Source organism: Undibacterium sp. JH2W (assembly GCF_049340425.1).
In the GTDB taxonomy this organism is placed as follows: domain Bacteria; phylum Pseudomonadota; class Gammaproteobacteria; order Burkholderiales; family Burkholderiaceae_D; genus Undibacterium.
Genome location: NZ_JBMPOT010000012.1, coordinates 228,557 through 246,791 on the forward strand (window position 1 = coordinate 228,557; position 18,235 = coordinate 246,791).

Here is an 18,235-nt window from a genome sequence, read left to right on the forward strand (position 1 = left end):
TCCGCTGCAGTTGATTTTGGTTTAGGTTTAACTTCTATCCAGTGCAGCACGGGTATACGCTTCGACATTGTCGAGTAGCTTTTCCGTAGCAGCGACGGCTGCCTCGGCATCGCCACTGGCGATGGCATCAGCCAGGTCGGCATGGGTGGTGGCAGTGACATGCAGGATGTCTTCAAACTGTGACTGTATTTTCCAGAAGCGGCGTGACAAGGCATGCATGCGCTGTAACGCAGAGACCAGGAACTCGTTACCCGCCACTTCAAACACCAGTTGGTTAAAGCTGCTATCGGTTTCGCTCAGCATGATTTCATCTGCCTTGCTGGCCGCCTCGCGAAACCCCTCTGCCAGCACGCGAAACCGGGCGCGCTCATCTTTGCTGGCCTTGCGGGTGGCCATGCGTATCAGGCTGCCTTCCATGGCACGTCTGGCTTCTATCAAACGCATCTGGCATTGCAGATCGACTTCACTGACTATCATGCCGCGTCGTGGCAAGACCTTGACCAGCCATTCTTGCGCCAGTCTTTGCAGTGCCTCGCGCACAGGCGTGCGGCCCAGGTCGAGGTAATCACAGAGTTCACTTTCAGTAATTGCCTGGCCAGGTTTGAGGTCAAGCGAGACGATGCGCAATTCCAGTAGGCGATAAGCACGCGCGGCCTGCGATTCATTCTTGATGAGAGGGAAGAGTTTGCTGAATTCTGTTTTATCCATGGTTTGCTGGGGTAGACGATTGTTATTGCATCATACTTTGTTTAAATCCGCGGGCACCACCGACTGACTAACAGATTCCAGCGGTGCCTGCACATGCGGCACTGGCGGCGCCATGCCCAGCTCTTGATAGCGTCTGGCCACTTCAGGTTTCAAGTGTTGTGAGCCATAGCCATTGAAGATGGTGCCCAGCAAGCTGCGCTGTAAATCCGATGTGCCAAACAACCAGTCAGCAAAGGGGAAAGTCAGGTTCATATTGTATTCCGTCATCAGCGCCTGGGTATGGTGCACCATGTGATTTCGACGCATGGTATTGACCAGTGGCAGATGCCTGAGCAGGGCGTTTTCATCGACATGACAAAGGAAGTGCACGGCTTCATACCAGAGGTAAAAAGCAATGGCAGTGGCAAATACGATATAGCCCAGATTGCGCCCGCCTAACAATGCACAGAGCAAACCCAGCAAGACACTTTGCACAGCGACCATGACAAAAGCATAGGCGGGGAAAAATACGATGCGGTATTCACGCGTGCTGGCCACACGCATTTCTTCATGGGTGAAGTAATGATGATGTTCCCTGGTATGGCGATGCCAGATCAATTGTGACAAGCGGCCCTTGCCGCGTTTGTGCAAACGGTTTTTATGCACATGCCACTCATTCACATTGGCAAACAGCAAGGTGGCTGGCACACCCAGCCAGGCCCAGCCTGCGCCCCCCTGTATCTGAAGCTGAACCAAGGCAATCGCGATCAGGGCAAAGCCCAGCCCGAATACAAACAGGACATGCAAGACTCCATGGTAATAAGGGCTGATGGCAGCCTGATATTGAAGGCGGAAAAGACGTTGCTTGTCATCCATTGTGTACTCCCGGGTTGCCAGAATTAATGTTGAACAACTGATATATCACCAATTCATCATATACCTTTCTAAAAAATTTGCACAGCATCTGCGCATATATTTTTGTGAGCCCAGGATTTACCCAGCACAGACATGAAGCATCTGTCGCTGTCTTAAGCATCGCTGTCGTCGCTGTCGCCCCAGTCGGAGATCGATGGAATGGGAAGAAAATATCGCCTGCGCCAGGGCAAGACGTGGCAGCAAGCAGATGCAGGACAGGAATAAGCAACGGGCGCAATGCCTGTTGTGGCCAGCCTACAATTTCCCCATATTAAAAAAGCAAGCCTGTACTTTAGTGAATTCCATCTAAAACCCGCTAAGCCTCAGTCTTATACCGGCATTTACAGAGTGCATATAAATGATTTAACTATTTTCTACTGCCATCGCATCGTTAGAAAAGAACAACACCATTCATTTTCCACGCTGTTTTATGTTGCATAGCAACTTGCTAATCAAGCGCGACAAACCTAGCCTGAGCTTGCCCTATCAAGACCAGCTCACAGAAGCAGGCACATAGGCACCGCTGCGTTTCATTTCAACGATAACAATGAAAGAGACAAAATGAAAAAACAAATGCTAAAGAGTGTAGTGATCTTGGTCATGACCATGATGGTGTTACCAGCACCGTCCTGGGCTACAGGTTATACGGAGACAAAATATCCTATCGTGCTGGTGCACGGCCTGTTCGGGTTCGACAATATTGGCCCGGTTGATTACTGGTATGGAATTCCCTCGGCCTTGCGCAGCGATGGTGCCAAGGTCTATGTCACCCAGGTTGCAGCTGCCAACAGCACTGAAGTCCGCGGTGAACAATTGCTGACCCAGGTCAAGCAAATCCTGGCCGTGACTGGCGCAAGCAAAGTCAACCTGATAGGACATAGCCATGGTGGCCCTACCATACGCTATGTGGCTTCGGTCAGGCCCGACCTGGTGGCATCGGCGACGTCAGTAGGTGGTGTCAATCGCGGCTCCAAGGTCGCCGACGTCTTGCTAGGCGTGGCACCGGCTGGTTCTTTGTCGAACACAGTACTGGTCTCCATCAGCAATGGCCTGGCACAAGTCATCAGCTTCTTGTCTGGCAAACCAAAAATGTCACAAGATGCCCTGGCTGCAGCCAATTCGCTGAGCACCGCAGGCTCGCTGAAGTTCAATGCCAAATATCCGGAAGGCATACCAACGACAGCATGTGGCGAAGGTGCCTACACGGCACGTGGCGTGGCTTATTACTCCTGGAGCGGTGCCAAGCCTTATACCAATTTTCTTGACATCATAGACCCTGCACTGGCCCTGACTTCACTGGCATTTTCCGGTGAAAAAAATGATGGACTGGTAGCCAGTTGCTCTACCCATCTGGGCAAGGTGATACGTGACGATTATGCGATGAACCATCTGGATGAAGTGAATCAGACCATAGGCCTGATCAACATCTTTGAAACCAATCCTGTCACCTTGTATCGTCAACATGCCAATCGCCTGAAAAATCAGGGCTTATGAAAATTGTGTGCAGATACTGTTGTAAAAGTTAAGACTTTTATTACATCATCATGACAAGAAGTAGTAAGCTGATGATGCAGGGCGAGTCCGCAGAGTAATAAGTAGTACATCTGAAAAAGGAGCGGTAGTCTATGAGAACAGCCAATCTGGCATTTGCCGGCGCGACGGCCTTAGTCGTCGCGGTTTTTTTTGTGTTGACGTCCCTGAAATCAGAAAACAATAGCGAGCCTATCAAGCTACGCAAGGCAGACCAAAGCTTTGACTTTGTACGCTCGTTTGAAGGCACTACCCATGACGGCAATATCAACCTCAATGCGGGTGGAGATTTGCAAGTCAGCGCCGAGCTGCGCCTGCTGTTTGACTATTATCTGGCAGCCACTGGCGAAAAAAAATTACCCGAGATACGCGCAGAAATTGAAAGAGTGCTGGAGCAAAAACTCCAGGGCACTGCTGCCGTACAAGCCAAGAATTTATTGTCCCGCTACATCCAGTATAAAGAAGCCCTGGTCAGCGTGGAAGCGAATGCGCAAAACATCAGCATGAACAAAACCACCATGGCCGCAGCCGCGCGCCAGCGCTGGTCTGCCATGCAGCAAACCCGCCAGCGTTTTTTCAGCGAAAAAGAAAACCAGGCCATGTTTGGTTTTGACGATGCCTATGATACCGATGCCCTGAACCGCATGGATGTAGCAGAAAACACCGGCCTCAGTCCCGAGCAAAAACAGGCACAGCTCAAAGCCCTGGACGATGCCTTGCCAGCCGCCTTGAGAGAAGAAAAAAATGCGCCCTACCAGGTCATACGCCTGGAAGAACAGGCAAGTGCGCTGCGTGCCAATGGTGGCACAGAGGCAGACATCTACAATATGCGCGCCACCGCCACCTCACCCGAAGCCGCCACCAGACTGGCCGAAGTTGACCGCGAAGAAGCCATCTGGAAAGCCCGCATACAACAATACCTGGAACAAAAAAACAAGCTCAATACCGAAATGGCTTTCCACAGCGCGATAGAAAAACAGACCGCCCTGGACCAGGTGCGCAAGCAGTATTTCAATGCGGATGAACAGCGCAGGTTGCCTGCGTATGAGTGAGTTTTCCCCTCTTTAAGAATCTGCAGATAGTTCAAATAGGCGAGACTTTGTAGGTTGGGCTTCGGTTCATCAGCCCAACACTCGGCTATTGATAAGCAAATATCCTATTCACTCCCCCCAATAAATCATAAAAATAAACAAATTTGTTTATATAATTCTCGCAAAAATAAACAATTTTGTTTACAATCAAACCGCGCATAAGCAAATTCGCGGAGTTTCATTGCGCGTTTCTAAATTTATTGGAGGCATAAATGAGATATCCAGCAAAATTTTCCGAAAACGCTCAAGGGAACGTTAATGTCACATTCAGGGACATTCCAGAAGCAATTGCCGATGGCGATTGCGAGGACAGCGCCATATTTCGAGCTGGCGAAGCGCTTGTTTGTGCGATGAAAATTTATCTTCAAAACAAGAGGTCTGTGCCAATGCCATCCACTCCGAGGGAAGGGGAGAAAATTATTGAAATTCATTTGCAGATTTGGGCAAAAATATTGCTTCTCAATGAGATGGTCAAACAAAACGTCAAGCCCGTTGAGTTGGCAAGAAAAATGAATTTATCGCCTCAATCTGTGAATAGGATCGTTGACATATATCATCCAACAAAGATTGAAACAACTTACGACGCGTTAAAATCACTTGATTCCCTCTTATGTTTAAACACTGAATCGCCTACGATAAGTCTAACACGGTGGAAATTTACTCGATCGGAAACACCATTTCCTCATCAAAGACAGCGCCCTTCAACTGATGCTGTCAATGCGCTTTTTCGTTGGCAAAATAAAGGGGGAAACAATAGCCGAAGACTTGAAAAATTTGTAGATGAAGATGATAAGCTCGAAGCCGTTCTTTATTGCGCCGCAAATGATCAAACTGCTTGGAACGATTTAGCACTGGAATGTGAAAACCTATGTCTCAGGCTGGAAAAAGTGGAAGACAAAATAGGAATGGAATGCTAAGCACCGAATGAGGGAAAGATAATACGACTTGCAGGCACTTAATTTCAGAAGAATCGCTAATACATTTAATGCCAGCAGCACCACTGTATCGCAGCAAAAATCAGACGAGGCTCATCTCTTCTTCAGTCTCTTGCGTATCAGGCGTATCAGGCGTATTTTCCAGTACCTCGGTCAAAGCACGGTCGACAACGCGGTCGAGTTCGAGTATCTTCGCGCGTTTTTCGCGGAAGGTTTGTTCGAGTTCTTCGGCGGTAACCTGGAAAGTTTTTTCCTTGTCGCCGGTGGTGAAGATATACAGGCTGCGCATGGGGCTAACCCAGGCGAGTTTGACTTTGTTGCTGCCACCGGTTTTCTTGGTGAATTCCAGCCAGACACCGCGTTCGAGTTCTGTGACGGTATCGACGTGTTCGTCAGGTGGTGGTGCAGGTTCGGCTTCAGCCTTGCTTTCGGCTTCGGCCCGTTTTGCCAGGCGGCGTTCGGCAGCTTGTTGTGCGACTTCGACGGCAATTTCTATCTGGCGTTCTGGCGACAGGTCTAGTGGCGCGCGGACGATGGAGGCATGGCATTCTGCCAGATCGGCAAAGAACTGCACACGGTCTGCATCTTCCCACTTGATCAGGCTCAGCCATTTATTGAGGCGGGCCAGGATGGCGGGCAAACGGTTCAGTAACTCTTGACGCTGTTGCAGGGAGATCTTGGGCTTGACGCTCCAGATCAGATCATCCATGGTCTTGATAGCGTCTTCTACAGCATAGGGTTTTTCTTCCTTGACGCTATAGGCCAGGGTCAATACCTTGGTCCAGCGGGCTTCGAGGAAGGTTTCTACAAAGGCGACCACTTCGCCTGTGCCTACGCGCAGTGCCACTTCATGGGTGGCTGCGATATTGGCTTGCTTGACTTTTTCTTTTTTGAGCGCAGTCTTGATCGGCAGTTGCAGTGCTTCAGCCGATGCTTTTTCTTCTTTCTCGATGAAAGCTTCAAGATCGTTGACGACTTCGTCAAACAGGGCGATTTCCTGGTCAAACTCTTGCTGCACGCGATGCACATTGCGCTGCATGGTTTGGAACAGGGGATCTTGCTGGCCTTTTTTCTGATCCCAGGCCAGGCTGTAACGCGACAGCAATTCAATCATGCGGCGAGCCGGATGATTTTCCTGGAAGAAGAATTCCTTGTCCATCAAGGCAGCCTTGAGGACAGGGATTTGCAGAACCGAGATCAATTCCTTGATCTGGGTAGGAATCGCCTGATTGCGGAAGACGCTGTCAAATACTTGCGACAGCAAATCCAGGGTATTTTTTTCTATACCGGTATTGGCGATATTGGCCATTTCCGGCATTTGCTCGCGCATTTGCGAGAGGCGCAAAACATCTTGTGCACCAGACATCATTTGCTGCAGCTTGACACTCTTTTGCAAGTCAGCCAGCTTTTGGAACAATTCGGCACGGGGCACGGTTTGCGTTTCACCAGCTTGCGCAAAACCTGAGTAGGGGGCGCTGGAAACGGCGCCATCTGATGCGCCACCCATGTAGCCACCCGCATTGCGATGACCAGCAAAACCACCAGGGCCCGCCTGGGCACCGCCAGGGTATCCACCAGCCTGGCCGCCACCTTGAGCACCACCGGCGAATTGCCCGCCAGCTTCATTCATGGCACCAGCCTGGGCATTGCCAGACAAGAGATCCCTGAGTTTTTGGGATACATCGCCAGGTGCGGCATCTTTGCGTTTTTCAGAGTTGCGGCTGCGGCGTATGCGGAAAGACTCATGCAGGTCCGGCAAGATACCTTTGGCAATCAGTGCTTCATTGAGCGCATTCAGGATAGGCTCAAGATCAAACAGGATATCTGCGCGCAGCAGTGGCAAGACCAGCTCGTGGGTATTGACCTCAGGGTCAAATTCACACCAGGCAGAATAAATCGTGTGCAGGAAAATTTCTGGACGGAAGGGGTTTTGTGCAATGCTCAGCGCTTCATGGTCCATCAGATGAGCGAAGCGCATGTTCAGCGCGGCATATTGCTCGGCACTGTCCAGCTCCAGGGTACGGCCAGCACGGCTCAGGGCCAGCTTTTGGTCCATCTCTTCATAGGTGACCAGGGTCAGTGCGGCATCATTATTGCTCGCCATGACTTTGACACCTTGCAGGAGAGCATCGACTTCCTTGCGGAAGGCGGCTTCAAATCCTGCTGCGGCCAGGTAATAAAAGGCATAGCCATTTTTTTTCAGCAATTGCCCGGCATTAAAGCTCAGGTTGGCTTCACGCGCATCCATGCTTTGCTCGGACAAGGCCAGGAAAGCATTCGCCAGGCGGGCAGAAAAAGCATCTATTTGCGATGCCACCATATGATTTGCCAACGGTATCAGGGTGCGCAAGACTGCATCACGAGACTGCATGGCAGTACCGCTAGGCTTGGGCTGATTGATAGGCGTGGACATGGTGGCAATAAATCGGTTTATTTTGCTAAAACAACAAATTCAAGATGGAACAAGCCGCATTTTCTGCCTCGGGCAGGGTTTCCGGCATTTTGTTCAAAATCGCTACAAACTCGGTGCAAATTTTATATAAGGGCTGCATACAATTGCCGCACTTACAACTTTAAAGCATTTATTTCAGTTTCAGACACTTTGTTGAAATAGCGGCAATCTGCATAAAAATTAATCAAACCCAGATAGGCGTACTATATACCGATAATTTCCACATGGAAATGTTTGAAACGCAATTTCTACAAAATTTAAGTATAGCTTGAGAATAAATCCAAAACAGCAACAGCTTTAGACAAGTGCGCGATCTTGCTTATTAATTTGCTTATTAATTGCTTATCAGGATTGCACTAAACAGTAAATTTCTCGGGATTGCACTAAAATAGCAGGTTGAACTCTGTTTACCTTATTTTTCACGCCGATTTTTACTTTTGGTTTCACTTTTTTTTGTTAACGGCGCGAAACAAACATTTCTTTATGACAAAAAAACAAGCAACTGCAAATCTATCTGTTCCAGCCCATCTGGAAGGGCTGTCCTTTGAAGCCGCCATGGCCGAACTCAATACCCTGGTCAGTAGCATGGAGGCAGGTGAGCTGCCGCTGGAAGCCTCTGTAAGTGCTTACCAACGTGGCTCTGACCTGGTGAAATATTGTGCAGCCCAGCTAGAAAAAGTAGAGCAACAAGTCAAAGTACTGGAAGCTGGCATGCTCAAGCCTTTTGCTGATTCCGGCAATCAGGGCGCTAACGCCGGCAACGAGGAATGAGCATGAATGAACAATTTGGTAACTGGATGCGACAAACCCAGGCGACTTGTGAAAGCAGTCTGCAACAGTTTTTGCCGGATGAAAATACGGTCCCGCAGCAATTGCATGCCGCCATGCGTTATGCCACTCTGGACGGTGGCAAACGGGTACGCCCCTTATTAGTCTATGCAGCAGGGCAGTTGTTTGATGCCCCGCCAGCCTTGCTGAGCCGGGCCGCAGCGGCAGTAGAAATGATCCACGCCTATTCATTAGTGCATGACGACATGCCTTGCATGGATGATGATGCCCTGCGCCGTGGCAAACCCACGGTACATGTCAAATATGACGAAGCCACCGCCTTGCTGGTGGGCGATGCCTTGCAAGCCCAGGCTTTCCTGGTATTGTCAGAGGGAGAAGGCGATGCCGTGGCCAAACTGGCGATGTTGCAATTGCTGGCCCGTGCTGCTGGCTCGGTAGGCATGTGCGGCGGCCAGGCCATCGATCTGGCCAGCGTTGGTGTGGCCCTGACCCGCGAACAACTGGAACAAATGCACAGACTGAAAACCGGTGCCCTGCTGCGCGCTTCTGTATTATTGGGGGCCATGTGTGGTAAAACCCTGTCGGCAGATGAAACCGCTGCGCTGGACAGCTATGCTGCAGCCATAGGTCTGGCTTTTCAGGTGGTCGATGATGTGCTGGATACAACGGCTGATTCAGCCACGCTGGGCAAGACGGCAGGCAAGGATGCGGCAGATAACAAGCCTACCTTTGTCAGCCTCATGGGCCTGGACGCTTCACGCGCATTGGCAACGCAACTATGCCATGATGCGCATGCAGCGCTGAGTAATTTTGGTGACAAGGCCGGTTTATTGCATGAGCTGGCGGATTTGATCGTGCAGCGTCAGGCTTGATACTATGTTGTAGCTTATGTTGCAGAGTGCGCCGTGCGCACCACAGCAGTAAAAAATAGTAAAGCGAACGATAGATTTGGCAAAGAATGCTGCCAAAGGATAGTAGCCAGACAGAAGTACGCCCTAACAGTAATGCAGTGCAGGTATGCGATAGCAGCTTTGGCGCTCGGTCAGGTACGAAGAAGCCGATCACCAGGGACGTTTAGCCAAGTAATGAAAAAGAACAATGACGACTTTATTAAACACCATTAATTCCCCTGCTGACCTGCGCGGCATGACGCGCAGCCAACTCAAGCCTCTGGCAGATGAGTTGCGTCAGTATGTGCTCGACTCTGTTTCCAAAACCGGCGGCCATTTGTCGTCCAACCTGGGCACGGTGGAATTAACCATCGCCCTGCACTATGTCTTCAACACGCCTGAAGACAGGCTGGTATGGGATGTAGGTCATCAGACTTATCCGCACAAAATTCTGACGGGCCGCCGTGATCAGATGCATAGCCTGCGCCAGTTGAATGGCATCTCCGGTTTCCCGCGGCGCTCTGAAAGTGAATACGATACCTTTGGCACTGCCCATTCATCGACCTCCATCTCGGCCGCGCTGGGCATGGCCCTGGCTGCCCGCACCAAGGGTGAAGGCCGTCATGCAGTGGCCATCATAGGTGATGGCTCGATGACGGCAGGCATGGCCTTTGAAGCCATGAATAATGCCGGCGTACATGATGATATCAATCTGCTGGTGGTCTTGAATGACAATGATATGTCGATCTCGCCCCCCGTCGGCGCGCTGAACCGCTATCTGGCACGTCTGATGTCTGGCAAGTTTTATGCAGCGGCGCGCAATGTCGGCAAATCGGTCTTGCCTTCGCCTGTGCTGGAACTGGCCAGGCGTTTTGAAGAACATGCCAAGGGCATGATAGTACCGGCCACCATGTTTGAAGAATTTGGCTTCAACTACATAGGCCCTATTGATGGCCATGATCTCGATTCTTTGATACCAACGCTGCAAAATATCAAGAACCTCAAAGGTCCACAATTCTTGCATGTGGTCACCAAAAAAGGCCAGGGTTACAAACTTGCTGAAGCTGACCCGGTTTTGTACCATGGCCCTGGCAAGTTCAACCCGGCAGAGGGCATCAAGCCTGCGGCAGCACCAGCCAAACAAAGCTATACCCAGGTGTTTGGCAACTGGTTATGCGACATGGCTGCAGCTGACTCCAAACTGGTAGGCATTACGCCTGCCATGCGCGAAGGCTCGGGCATGGTGGAATTTGAACAGCGCTTCCCCAAGCGTTATTACGATGTCGGCATTGCCGAGCAGCATTCCGTCACCTTTGCAGCTGGTCTGGCTTGCGAGGGCTTGAAGCCCGTGGTCGCCATTTACTCGACCTTTTTGCAGCGTGCCTATGATCAATTGATACACGACGTTGCCCTGCAAAACCTGGACGTGACTTTTGCACTCGACCGCGCTGGCCTGGTGGGTGCTGATGGTGCCACCCATGCCGGTAATTATGATCTGGCCTATCTGCGCTGTATCCCGAATATGGTGGTCATGGCTGCATCTGATGAACACGAATGCCGCCAGATGTTGAGCACTGCCTATCAATATCCCGGCCCTGCCGCGGTGCGTTACCCGCGCGGTGCTGGCACTGGCGTGCAGACAGACAAAGACCTGGGCACTATCCCCCTGGGCAAAGGCGAAATCAAACGCCAGGGCAAACGCATTGCGATTTTGGCTTTTGGCTCTCTCGTGCACCCTGCCCTGCAAGCAGCAGAACAACTTGATGCGACCCTGGCGAATATGCGTTTCGTCAAACCGCTGGATGTGGAATTACTCAAATCCCTGGCCGCCAGCCATGATGAGCTGGTGACGGTAGAAGAAGGCTGCACCATGGGCGGTGCCGGTTCTGCAGTAGCTGAAGCCATGGCCGAAGCAGGTATCAACAAGCCACTGCTGATACTGGGCTTGCCAGACCGCTTTGTCGATCACGGCGACCCCGGTTTGCTGCTGGCACAATGCGGGCTCGATGCTGCAGGAATAGAAAAATCGATACGTGCCCGGTTTGCCTGATCGCTAAACAAGACCAGAAAGCTAAGCCCTGAAACACCGATGCACAAAGAAAGGCAGCGAATAAGCTTCACTGCCTTTTGAGCGATTAAATGTAATTTGATACCTGGACTGGTGCCCTGTTTTTTTTGAAAGCAAACTGTCAAACCGGGATCGATCATGAACTCCAGTGTTACAGAGACAGAACCTGGAGATATTGAACTCAAGGTACTGGTCGACCAAGCCACGGCTTTTGACTCCAGCCTCGCGGTAGGCAGGCTGGGCAGCAGTTCTGTCTGCTTGCTGGTGGCCTGGCTATTTCGCGATAGTGAGCAGCATGTCTATATATGGCTGTGGTTTGGCATACAGCTGGTCTTCAATATTGTCAGCCCGTATTACTGGTTCAAACAGGGGCGGGCGAAGGTAAATCTCAGTAATGCACGATGGCGTTTGCGCGCCATCACCATCTCATCGCTGATCAGCGGTTTGCTATGGACTGCAGGTGTTTTTTTGCTGTGGATACCTGGCAATTTTGAAGCCCAGATGCTGGTGATCTTTACCATCTTTGGCGTGGCCTCTGTTTCCCTGCCCGCACTCAATGCCTATTTGCCTGCCTTTTATTGTTTCTTTGTGCCTTGCATCTCCAGCGTGCCTCTGGTTTCGCTGTGGTACTACGACAGAAATAGCAATACGGTGACTATTGCCTTTGCCTTCATCCTGATACTGAATACCCTGCTCGCTATCAAGATGCATGGCAGCCTGGTCATGTCGATACGCAAACACTATGTGACAGCCGAACTGGCAAAAGAATTACAAAAACAAAAAGATATCGCCGAAGCAGCCGTCCATCTCAAAAGCCATTTTCTGGCAGCTGCCAGCCATGATTTGCGCCAGCCCATGCATGCCCTGAATTTATATCTGGCTAGTCTGGCCTATACAGACTTGTCACCCAAGGCAAATAACATCGCTTGCATAATACCGTCACTGGCATGGATGTCATCAGCAGCCTGCGCCATGAATTTAACAGCGAGATCCCAGCGCTCTTGATTACTGGCGACACCTCCCCCAACAAAGTGAAGCTGCTTATATCGACGGGTTTGCCGGTGTTACATAAACCCTTACAGGATCACGCACTGCATGCGGCCGTGCTTCAGCTTGTACATACAGGAAAGACAGGCCCGCATCAGAAAGATGACTAAAAAGACATCTGCATGCAGGCATATTCGTTTCTGCAACTTCAATCAAATTGCTATTTTAAAAAGCTTGGGGTAGTGTGACAGCCTGCAAAGCAAACCGAAATCACTCCCATGTTTACCTGGCTCAAAAAAAAACTCACCGGCAGTAATGACAAACTCCTCACGCCCGCAGTCTGGGCTCCTGCGCCTGGCTCGGTAGCTACAACTGAATACCAGAAACAAGGGGCTGTCTTTTTTGAAGCAGGCCAATTGCAGGAGGCTGTCCACTGTTATCAACAATTGCTGCTCCTTGACGAAGACAATGCGGCAGCCCATCACGCACTGGGTGATATCCAAACCGTGTTAGGAAATGTGGCTCAGGCAGAATCCTGCTACCGCCGTGCGCTGGAACTGACTCCGGGCGCTGCCATCACCCTGCGTAATCTGGGTATGATACTCGACCAGCAAAGCCGCTATGCCGAAGCAGAGACTTGTTACCACGCAGCCCTGCAAACCACGCCAGATGATGCGAACACTCATTATCATCTGAGCCTCAACCTGAAATCACAGTCGCGCTGGCAAGAGTCAGAAAGCAGTTGCCGCAAAGCGCTGGAGATCAAGCCAGACTTCAGTGAAGCACATGCCCATCTGGCAGCATTGCTGCAACAGCAGGGTCGCCTGAGCGAAGCGGAAACCAGTTGCCGCCAGGCCCTGCAGTTAAATCCTGCTTTGGCATCAGCACATTTCTGCCTGGGCATGCTGGCGCATCAACATGGCAGATTGACAGATGCCGAGGCGGCATATCGCCAGACTCTGGCATTGCAAGCCAGTCACCATGGTGCGCTTGATTATCTGGTGCTCCTGTTACAAGGTCAGGGACGTTATGCAGAAACAGAAGCCGCTTATCAAACTGCGGCTGCCAATAATCCTGGCGACGCCACCGCCTTATGCAAGCTGGCATCGATGCAAATGGAATTCGGAAAACTGCAGGAAGCAAAAAGCAATTTACAAAAAGCCATCAGCATCCAGCCTGATTATGCGGATGCCCACGGCACCATGGGATTGCTGCTGATGAGCCAGAGGCAATATCCAGCAGCAGAAGCCTGTTTCCAGCAAGTATTAGGGATACGTCCACATGATGCAGTTGTCTATGACAATCTTGGCGTGATCGCCTACCAGCAAAGTCGTTTTTTTGAAGCAATTACATATTTCAAACATGCTATCGATTTAGCACCAGACCTGCTGAATCCGCGACACAATCTTGCCAATGCTTATAATCGAATTGGACATCTGCAAGAGGCAATCGACTACTATCAACAAGTATTACAGATGGATGTAAACAACTCCAAAGTCTATGACCACCTGGCCCAGGCCTATGTCGATCAGGGGCGCCTGGATGAAGCCATCCTGATATATCGCAAAGCAATGAACTTATCCCCTGATTCAGCAGAGATTTATTCAAATTTCTTGTTTGCCTTAAATTATCATCCCGAATTCAGCAGTGCCGCAATATATGAAGAATATGAGAACTATGATAAACGCTTCAGCGCTCCTTTAAAACCAAAGTGGCGTGCGTTTTCAAACCAACGTGATCCAGGGAAACGCCTGAAAATAGGCTATGTCTCCCCAGACTTGCGCAATCATTCAGTGCGACACTTTCTCGAACCATTATTGGCACATCACGATAAACGTAAATTTATGGTTTATGCCTATGCCTACACGCAGCCAGAGTGGGAGGACGGCGTCACATTGCGTTATAAATCCTATGTGGATCATTGGGTGCAAACGCTCCCTATGTCAGATGAAGCATTGGCAGAGCGTGTTCGTGCCGATGGCATTGACATCTTGATAGACTTGGCTGGCCATACTGGGCACAATCGTCTGCAAGTATTTGCCCGCAAGCCTGCACCTGTGTCAACATCTTGGCTAGGCTTTGGCTACACCACTGGTATCAAAGCCATTGACTATATGCTCATGGATAGCACCAGCATGCCAACAGGCAGCGAAGCTGTATTTGCCGAGGTACCCTGGCGCATGGACGCACCGGGTTATGCATATCGTCCAGCAGAAAACATGGGGAAGGTCAATCCCCTGCCTGCACTGCAGAACAAACACATCACTTTTGGCTGCCTTAGTCGCGCCATACGTATTAATGACAAAGTCGTCGCAGTCTGGGCACGTATACTTAAAATAATGCCCGATGCAAGACTCATCGTTGACAGCAGTAATTTTAAACAAGATTTCATGCAGGAAACTTACATTACCAAATTTGAAGCCCATGGCATTTCACGTTCACGACTGGAAATAGGTTTTCATAGCCCTCCCTGGGATACCATGCGCAAGATAGACATCAACCTGGATTGCTTCCCGCACAATTCTGGTACTACCCTGTTCGAATCGCTGTATATGGGCATCCCTTATATTACGCTGGCTAGCCGCCCCAGCATGGGTTTGCTGGGCAGTTCCATATTAGAAGGCGCCGGTCATCCCGAATGGATAGCCAGATCAGAGCAGGAATACATAGACAAAGCCGTGGCACTCGCCAGTGACATACCACATCTCGCGCAATTACGTCGTGGCTTGCGTGAGCAAACCCAGGCCAGTGCCCTGATGGATGAGCAGGGTTTTGCACGCAAGGTAGAAGCGGCATATCGTGCAATGTGGACCAAGTGGTGCGAACAAAATCCCATCCTGTAACAACTAAAGACCATGACAGTAAGCGAACTATTCACCTCCATACGCGCGCCCTATGTGGCGCTCTTATCTGCCGCCACGCAAAAAGGCCCTGCTCATATTGAGCCGGCTTATCGCAATGCCGATGGCACATTGACACTGGAAGGCAGCCCAGCTTTACCCTGCCGCGCAGACTTTATCCCTAAGACCGGTACTTTTGCGGGAGAGGCATACACCGTGGATGCGAACTCACAACTGGAGTTTGAACCCATTCACATCCAGTTATCAGCCACAGATATCCATATCCTACCTTTCACCTGGGACTGGCTGAACTTGCAAATCCATGGCTTGCAGCCAGACATAGCCGGTGCAATACTGGCAAGCTGGTTCATGGCTTACTTTGATGGTGAAGACGAAGCCCCGGCAAATGACCAGGGTCTGTATGGCGTAGTGCATTTCATGTCAGCCATCTCTCAGCAGGCTCAGCAGGCTCAGCAGGAACAGACTTTGCAGCTCACGATAGACCTGGGCTCTGCTCCCGGGTCGGCGCTGGAAGACTTGATATTGCGACTCTCGGATGCCAGGGCGCAGGCCGTGCATCTGGGTTAAATTTCAACCAGACCAGGAGCAAGATTACTTTCCCCTGGTTTTTTGCCCCCCCCCTCAAAACTGGCATTCGCGCCCCTGCAATTTTTTCATCAAGCACCAGCAGATAATCGCCTGGTAGCACGAAGTTGAGCACGCAGGCATATTCCCCCCGCCATCCTTCATCTCAATGCAGATCAAGGGCAGGCTGAATATTCTGGATATCGCTACCAGGAATTCATCACACACGAAAAATTCTTTCAAAGAAAGCGAACTAAATTTCTTAAGACAACTCGAATCATGATCTTGCATAATTCACATTCCATACCGCCTTGTTTTATTGTGTCGTTTTCATGAGGAGTATCTAGATGAGTTGCCGTGGAGTTCATTTTGCCTTGACCGCCGAGGAGGTTGCGACACTGACCTCCATAGAAGATGAAGATTCTCGTCTCCAGTATCTGCAAGAGGAGATAGAAACACGCTATTTTGAAGAATCCAAAGACTACCTGGCCGAGAGCGATAAAGCCTGGGACGCCATGCATCGCACACTTGCCGATGGGCTGCTGAGTTGGGATGGTGGTGACTACCCATTGAATCACACCGTACTCGCCGGGGAGCTTTTATATACAGGTGACGATTACATCATGAGCCTGAAAACGCCAGAGCAAGTGCTGGCAATTTCCCAAGCCCTGGCGATATTGAACGTCACCGAGTTCAGGAAAAAATATGATCAGATTGATGCCAGCAACTATGGCGACAACTTGAGCGACGCCGACTTTGAGTACACCTGGGAATGGTTCCAGAATGTGCGCAAACTCTATGCCCATGCAGCAGTTGAAAAGCGTTATGTCTTGTTCACAGTCGATCAGTAAATCTGCTTGGTGCATATGGGGTAAGATATGCCGTGCATGCTTCCCCTATGTCAAACCTTGCACAAAAAACTTCATGCTTAACAGAATTGCTCTGGCATTTTATACCTGCTTTCTCTCCGATAAGGTCCAGGCTACTGGTGCTGACTAACTGCTGAATTAGCTCATTCACCAATCCTGACTGAAAACTCCGGCTAGCGAAAACATGAATCCAGAAGCCGCCAAATCATTAGACTTGTTGCGCCAAAAGCTCAGGAAAGCATCCATCGCCACGCTAGGTGGCTTTCGCCCGCCTGCCGATCCGTGTGTCTCTTATTTTGGTGCAGGTGTAGGCTGCCGGGAGAGGACTTCCTGGCACCTGGTCGAGGACGATGCACCAGGCTGGGAAGATGGCTGGAATGTGCTTGACCTTGACGCTGTCAACCAGGACGAAGCAGCGACCGATGCATTTTTTGATAATTTTTCACGCTATGCCAACACCAAGGTCGGTGGCTATCCGAAAGAAATTCAACATGGTGTGGGCCTCCACAACTTTGTATTCCAGGTAGGTTCAGAAGAAAAGTCACGCTGGATGTGGGGAGATAATGGGATAGGCTATTTCTTCAAGGATGCTGAAGGGGCGTGGTCGTGGAGTTGCCAGTTTTATTAAACGCAGGCAATAAGGCCGGCTACCATACATCGCCTGATTATGCCGCTGATCGCCTGGAATTTGGCGATCACTACACTTCATCTCTATAATAATTGCACCGTACCTTTATACTTGCGCCGCCCTTTAGATCATTGCCATGGGTAGCAGATGAGCATAAGCAAGTAAAAACAGCCACAATATCATCGCCATTTTGAAGGAAACTAACATGCGCCCCTATATTCAAAGAATCTGCCTGTCCATGGCCATCCTGAGTTCTCTGTTTTGTGGACTTGCCCAGGCAACAGATGTGAATGGACAAATATTCACGACTGAGGACAAGCACGTCAAATTTTGGATTGTCGGCACTCCAGAGAAAACTGTAGAAATCTTCCATGAGCGCAAAGGATCTCCCTATAAGCGTACCACTTACACTTTGGAAGCCGAGGGTAGCACGCTGATGCTGGGCATCTTGGAATTTCATAACGATGATCCTTCTGCCGCTGGTTATGAGATATCTTATCTCAACACCATGCTAGACAATTTGCGCCGGGGATTCATTTCCAAGTTTTTACTTGATGCTAATGGTGGCTGGGTAGACGTCAATTTGCCTTCAGGCGACCTGAAAGGCAAACAATTGAAAGGCAGGCTTGAAGGCCAGGATTTCACCCTGAGAGCCTATGTCGCCCCGCATACTATCTACATGCAGCAAATTGGTCATGCGCCAAGAGACAAAAAAGCAGCGGAAGTTGCCGACAAATTCTTGCAATCCTTAGTAATTGAAAAAGAATGACACTACAGCTACACAGCATCACAAGGTAAGCCCGTTTGGCAATCCGATTGTGACAACGTAGCCAGAGTTCACTTGTAGTAGTTGCGACCCGATCTGACAGTCACCCGGTTTGAAGTGCGGAATTGTCAGATCAAATTCAGTTATTTAGTTTTGTGATTTTATCGTGCCACGCCTCCTTTCCGTCAATTAGTGTTTGAATT

Annotated in this window: 16 protein-coding genes; 13 read left to right on the forward strand and 3 right to left on the reverse strand. The window is 50.2% G+C overall.

The features are described from left to right. Positions 1 to 27 precede the first annotated feature (27 nt). Together ACO0LC_RS19435 and ACO0LC_RS19440 are read right to left on the reverse strand one after the other, a co-directional pair. On the reverse strand, positions 28 to 708 hold the full coding sequence (locus tag ACO0LC_RS19435) for a GntR family transcriptional regulator (protein ID WP_423006108.1): 681 nt from the start codon (positions 706 to 708) through the stop codon (positions 28 to 30). A 30-nt stretch (positions 709 to 738) separates the two neighbouring features. Then, positions 739 to 1,563, reverse strand: coding sequence for a fatty acid hydroxylase family protein (locus ACO0LC_RS19440; RefSeq protein ID WP_423006110.1), 825 nt, complete (start codon positions 1,561 to 1,563; stop codon positions 739 to 741). 193 nt (positions 1,564 to 1,756) lie between these two features. On the opposite strand from ACO0LC_RS19440, the gene ACO0LC_RS19445 reads away from it, so the two are divergent. The 4 genes from ACO0LC_RS19445 to ACO0LC_RS19460 all read left to right on the forward strand — a co-directional run bounded on the left by ACO0LC_RS19445 (position 1,757) and on the right by ACO0LC_RS19460 (position 5,140). After that, a complete protein-coding gene (locus ACO0LC_RS19445) occupies positions 1,757 to 1,912 on the forward strand; it encodes a hypothetical protein (RefSeq protein WP_423006111.1) in 156 nt (51 codons plus the stop codon). Between the two features lie 251 nt (positions 1,913 to 2,163). Continuing rightward, positions 2,164 to 3,096, forward strand: coding sequence for a lipase family alpha/beta hydrolase (locus ACO0LC_RS19450; protein WP_423006113.1), 933 nt, complete (start codon positions 2,164 to 2,166; stop codon positions 3,094 to 3,096). 131 nt (positions 3,097 to 3,227) lie between these two features. Then, the gene (locus ACO0LC_RS19455; protein WP_423006115.1) at positions 3,228 to 4,184 is read left to right on the forward strand and encodes a lipase secretion chaperone; all 957 of its coding nucleotides are present in this window, start codon (positions 3,228 to 3,230) and stop codon (positions 4,182 to 4,184) included. A gap of 251 nt (positions 4,185 to 4,435) precedes the next feature. Further along, the gene (locus ACO0LC_RS19460) at positions 4,436 to 5,140 is read left to right on the forward strand and encodes a type II toxin-antitoxin system HicB family antitoxin (protein ID WP_423006117.1); all 705 of its coding nucleotides are present in this window, start codon (positions 4,436 to 4,438) and stop codon (positions 5,138 to 5,140) included. Between the two features lie 100 nt (positions 5,141 to 5,240). Here the strand turns inward: ACO0LC_RS19460 and ACO0LC_RS19465 are convergent, their stop codons facing one another. Next, entirely contained in the window at positions 5,241 to 7,571 is a 2,331-nt protein-coding gene (locus ACO0LC_RS19465) for a DUF1631 family protein (protein WP_423006119.1), read from the reverse strand. A gap of 522 nt (positions 7,572 to 8,093) precedes the next feature. On the opposite strand from ACO0LC_RS19465, the gene ACO0LC_RS19470 reads away from it, so the two are divergent. The 9 genes from ACO0LC_RS19470 to ACO0LC_RS19510 all read left to right on the forward strand — a co-directional run bounded on the left by ACO0LC_RS19470 (position 8,094) and on the right by ACO0LC_RS19510 (position 18,035). Further along, positions 8,094 to 8,381, forward strand: coding sequence for an exodeoxyribonuclease VII small subunit (locus ACO0LC_RS19470; protein WP_423006121.1), 288 nt, complete (start codon positions 8,094 to 8,096; stop codon positions 8,379 to 8,381). A gap of 2 nt (positions 8,382 to 8,383) precedes the next feature. Continuing rightward, positions 8,384 to 9,271, forward strand: a complete 888-nt coding sequence (locus tag ACO0LC_RS19475) for a polyprenyl synthetase family protein (protein ID WP_423006123.1) — start codon at positions 8,384 to 8,386, stop codon at positions 9,269 to 9,271. A gap of 226 nt (positions 9,272 to 9,497) precedes the next feature. Beyond that, positions 9,498 to 11,339: a 1-deoxy-D-xylulose-5-phosphate synthase gene (dxs, locus tag ACO0LC_RS19480; protein WP_423006125.1), complete on the forward strand. Its 1,842-nt coding sequence runs from the start codon at positions 9,498 to 9,500 to the stop codon at positions 11,337 to 11,339. A 156-nt stretch (positions 11,340 to 11,495) separates the two neighbouring features. Beyond that, on the forward strand, positions 11,496 to 12,362 hold the full coding sequence (locus ACO0LC_RS19485) for a hypothetical protein (protein WP_423006127.1): 867 nt from the start codon (positions 11,496 to 11,498) through the stop codon (positions 12,360 to 12,362). A 260-nt stretch (positions 12,363 to 12,622) separates the two neighbouring features. Further along, entirely contained in the window at positions 12,623 to 15,187 is a 2,565-nt protein-coding gene (locus tag ACO0LC_RS19490; RefSeq protein WP_423006129.1) for a tetratricopeptide repeat protein, read from the forward strand. 12 nt (positions 15,188 to 15,199) lie between these two features. After that, positions 15,200 to 15,772, forward strand: coding sequence for a hypothetical protein (locus tag ACO0LC_RS19495; RefSeq protein ID WP_423006131.1), 573 nt, complete (start codon positions 15,200 to 15,202; stop codon positions 15,770 to 15,772). A 344-nt stretch (positions 15,773 to 16,116) separates the two neighbouring features. After that, positions 16,117 to 16,620, forward strand: coding sequence for a YfbM family protein (locus ACO0LC_RS19500; protein ID WP_423006133.1), 504 nt, complete (start codon positions 16,117 to 16,119; stop codon positions 16,618 to 16,620). Positions 16,621 to 16,822: 202 nt separating this feature from the next. Beyond that, on the forward strand, positions 16,823 to 17,266 hold the full coding sequence (locus ACO0LC_RS19505) for a DUF1963 domain-containing protein (RefSeq protein WP_423006135.1): 444 nt from the start codon (positions 16,823 to 16,825) through the stop codon (positions 17,264 to 17,266). A 205-nt stretch (positions 17,267 to 17,471) separates the two neighbouring features. Next, positions 17,472 to 18,035 carry a hypothetical protein gene (locus ACO0LC_RS19510; protein WP_423006137.1) on the forward strand — a complete coding sequence of 188 codons (564 nt, stop codon included), beginning with the start codon at positions 17,472 to 17,474 and terminating at the stop codon, positions 18,033 to 18,035. The last annotated feature ends 200 nt before the right edge of the window (positions 18,036 to 18,235 follow it).

Coding starts and splice junctions, on each gene's coding strand:
- ACO0LC_RS19465 (WP_423006119.1), bottom strand. CDS start 7,571: ATGTCCACGCCTATCAATCAGCCCAAGCCTAGCGGTACTGCCATGCAG.
- ACO0LC_RS19450 (WP_423006113.1), top strand. CDS start 2,164: ATGAAAAAACAAATGCTAAAGAGTGTAGTGATCTTGGTCATGACCATG.
- ACO0LC_RS19475 (WP_423006123.1), top strand. CDS start 8,384: ATGAATGAACAATTTGGTAACTGGATGCGACAAACCCAGGCGACTTGT.
- ACO0LC_RS19445 (WP_423006111.1), top strand. CDS start 1,757: ATGGAATGGGAAGAAAATATCGCCTGCGCCAGGGCAAGACGTGGCAGC.
- ACO0LC_RS19485 (WP_423006127.1), top strand. CDS start 11,496: ATGAACTCCAGTGTTACAGAGACAGAACCTGGAGATATTGAACTCAAG.
- ACO0LC_RS19500 (WP_423006133.1), top strand. CDS start 16,117: ATGAGTTGCCGTGGAGTTCATTTTGCCTTGACCGCCGAGGAGGTTGCG.
- ACO0LC_RS19510 (WP_423006137.1), top strand. CDS start 17,472: ATGCGCCCCTATATTCAAAGAATCTGCCTGTCCATGGCCATCCTGAGT.
- ACO0LC_RS19460 (WP_423006117.1), top strand. CDS start 4,436: ATGAGATATCCAGCAAAATTTTCCGAAAACGCTCAAGGGAACGTTAAT.
- ACO0LC_RS19435 (WP_423006108.1), bottom strand. CDS start 708: ATGGATAAAACAGAATTCAGCAAACTCTTCCCTCTCATCAAGAATGAA.
- dxs (WP_423006125.1), top strand. CDS start 9,498: ATGACGACTTTATTAAACACCATTAATTCCCCTGCTGACCTGCGCGGC.
- ACO0LC_RS19505 (WP_423006135.1), top strand. CDS start 16,823: ATGAATCCAGAAGCCGCCAAATCATTAGACTTGTTGCGCCAAAAGCTC.
- ACO0LC_RS19495 (WP_423006131.1), top strand. CDS start 15,200: ATGACAGTAAGCGAACTATTCACCTCCATACGCGCGCCCTATGTGGCG.
- ACO0LC_RS19440 (WP_423006110.1), bottom strand. CDS start 1,563: ATGGATGACAAGCAACGTCTTTTCCGCCTTCAATATCAGGCTGCCATC.
- ACO0LC_RS19470 (WP_423006121.1), top strand. CDS start 8,094: ATGACAAAAAAACAAGCAACTGCAAATCTATCTGTTCCAGCCCATCTG.
- ACO0LC_RS19490 (WP_423006129.1), top strand. CDS start 12,623: ATGTTTACCTGGCTCAAAAAAAAACTCACCGGCAGTAATGACAAACTC.
- ACO0LC_RS19455 (WP_423006115.1), top strand. CDS start 3,228: ATGAGAACAGCCAATCTGGCATTTGCCGGCGCGACGGCCTTAGTCGTC.